Annotated in this window: 1 protein-coding gene and 1 pseudogene; both read right to left on the reverse strand. The window is 61.3% G+C overall.

Annotated elements, in window-relative coordinates; translation table 11 throughout:
• Nucleotides 1-564, reverse strand: a pseudogene (locus DBR24_RS11360) (alkaline phosphatase family protein); the annotation flags it as partial.
• Nucleotides 565-888: 324 nt separating this feature from the next.
• Nucleotides 889-2,154, reverse strand: coding sequence for an FAD-binding oxidoreductase (locus DBR24_RS11365; RefSeq protein WP_128614787.1), 1,266 nt, complete (start codon nucleotides 2,152-2,154; stop codon nucleotides 889-891).
• Nucleotides 2,155-2,169: the final 15 nt, after the last annotated feature.

Genomic DNA, 2,169 nt, shown 5'->3' on the forward strand with positions numbered 1-2,169 from the left:
GGCAACGAAGTTGAGGTCATCGGCGTAGATCTGGTCGCCAATCATCAGCAGCGCGTCGACGGGTTTTTTCTTGTCAATCTGTTCGAGTACAGAGCGAAAGACCTTGTCGCCCCGGTCGTCATACCAGAGACCGCCAAACAGGCGCAGCAGGTAGCGACACGAGCCGACCACATAGCTTCGCGACCCCGTGGTGCTGGTGGTGCTGGTTTTGAATGACATGGTGAAGTCAGCGTCCGGTGTCGGCCACTCCAGCAGGCTTGCATTGATCTGTTCAATTTTTTCCAGTTCGGCGTCGGCAAAAAACCAGCCCGCCTGATACTCGTAAACGGTCGACGGGGTCAGGCTGGAGATGGCGAACACACCGGTCATGTCGAAGTTCGGCGACAGTTTGTTGAAGAGCGGATCCGACCATTTCTGGCCGCCGAGCTTGCGCCAGCGTACAACGCCGAAAGCGCGCCGCAGACCGTGCGCGTCCCGCTCGAGTTCGCCACGCAGAAACAAACGTGTCTGATTGGGGTCGGTGAATCCGACGATAGGCCCCACGGTGGGCAGGTTGATTTTCATTTTTCACGCTCGCTGATAGTGATTGTCGAGAGTTTCAATCAGGCACAGGAAATCGCGGGGGAACCCCAAAACGTTGGCAGCAGGGCTGAGGGCGATAGGGAGCAGTGGTTCCAGCAAAGGCGTCCATGGGTGCTGCGCTCCAGTGAGCTGACTGGCGGGTTTTGCGCACACACTCTCATCCTTGCAACGCTGTGAAGAGCGTTATTCCGGACTGCTGCCGACCACGGAGAATGGGGAGAGGTACGGTTTAAGCTAGCCCGGATTCCTGCCGTTGCCAGTGGCAAGGGCAGAAAATTTCATCGCTGGCCGGTACCTCTCGCTGATTCAGAAACGCGCAAGCCTGTAGGGCGAGAGGGCGGGTAAATCATTCACCTGATTCAGCGCTGTCGATAACGCCATCTCGACGACCATCTCCGCCGTCACCGCCGCCTGCGTCAGCCCCAAATGCTGATGCCCGAACGCAAGCAACACTTTGCCATCGCAGACCTGGTCAATTACCGGCAGCGAATCCGGCAGCGACGGTCGAAAGCCCATCCACGGCGTGGCGGCTTCAGCGCTCAGATCCTTGCGAAACAAGCCCTGACTCAAGCGATGCAACTGCCACGCACGGGCCATGCTCGGCGGGCGTTCCAGGCCGGCGAACTCGACGGTGCCGGCCAGCCGCAAGCCCTCGGACATCGGCGTCATGATGAACTTGCGTTCCAGCGAGGTGACCGCGAAGGGCAGTCGATTGTGCTCCGTCGGCAGCATCAGGTGGTAGCCGCGTTCGGTGTCCAGTGGCACTGTCCTGCCTGTCAACGCGGCGGTGAGTTTCGCCGAGTGTGCACCGCAGGCAATCAATACGCGGCGCGCGCTCAGGCTACCCGATGCGGTGGCCAGCGATACACCGTGTTCCAGCACAGCGCCGCCCTGTACCTGTTGTTTGACGAAACTCACGCCGCAGGCTGTCGCTGCTTCGACCAGTTCGCCCACCACCCGATACGGATCGATAAAGTGGCCGGTGCGCGGGAAGAATAAACCGCCCTGAATCTGTTCGCTAAGCTGCGGCGCCGCGTCCCGGATCGCGCCGGCGTGCCAGAAATCCACCGGCACTTGCTGCTGACGCAGGCGCGCCTGAAGCGCTTCGATGGACTGGCGTGATTCACCTCGTTCGAACACCAGCAAGGAACCGTCGACTTTCAGCAGGTCGGGGCGCTCGATCTCCGTGAGCAAGCGTTGCCAGGCATCGAGGCTGGACTCATTGAGCGCGCGCAATCCAGCGACGGTTCGCCGAAACGGCTCCGGGCGCAGATTCAGCAGCAGTCGCGTGAACCACGGCAGCGCACGCGGCAGGTATTTCCAGTCCAGCCGCAGCGGCCCCATCGGGTCCATCAACATGGCCGGCAAGCGTTTGAGGATCGACACATCGGCAATCGGAAACACCTGCTCGGTGGCCAGATGCCCGGCATTGCCGAACGAGGCACCGTGACCGGGTTCCTGTTGGTCGATGACCACCACGCGCTGGCCCTGGCGCGCCAGACGCAGGGCGCAGGCGACGCCAATGATGCCGGCGCCGACCACGGCGATGTCATGGGAGACGTTATTCGGCATGGATTGACGCTTCCC

It is taken from the genome of Pseudomonas sp. HMWF006, from assembly GCF_003061205.1.
GTDB lineage: Bacteria > Pseudomonadota > Gammaproteobacteria > Pseudomonadales > Pseudomonadaceae > Aquipseudomonas > Aquipseudomonas monsensis.

What these genes read in the sequence shown, in the direction of transcription:
- DBR24_RS11365 (WP_128614787.1), bottom strand. Translation starts at nt 2,154, where the DNA reads ATGCCGAATAACGTCTCCCATGACATCGCCGTGGTCGGCGCCGGCATC.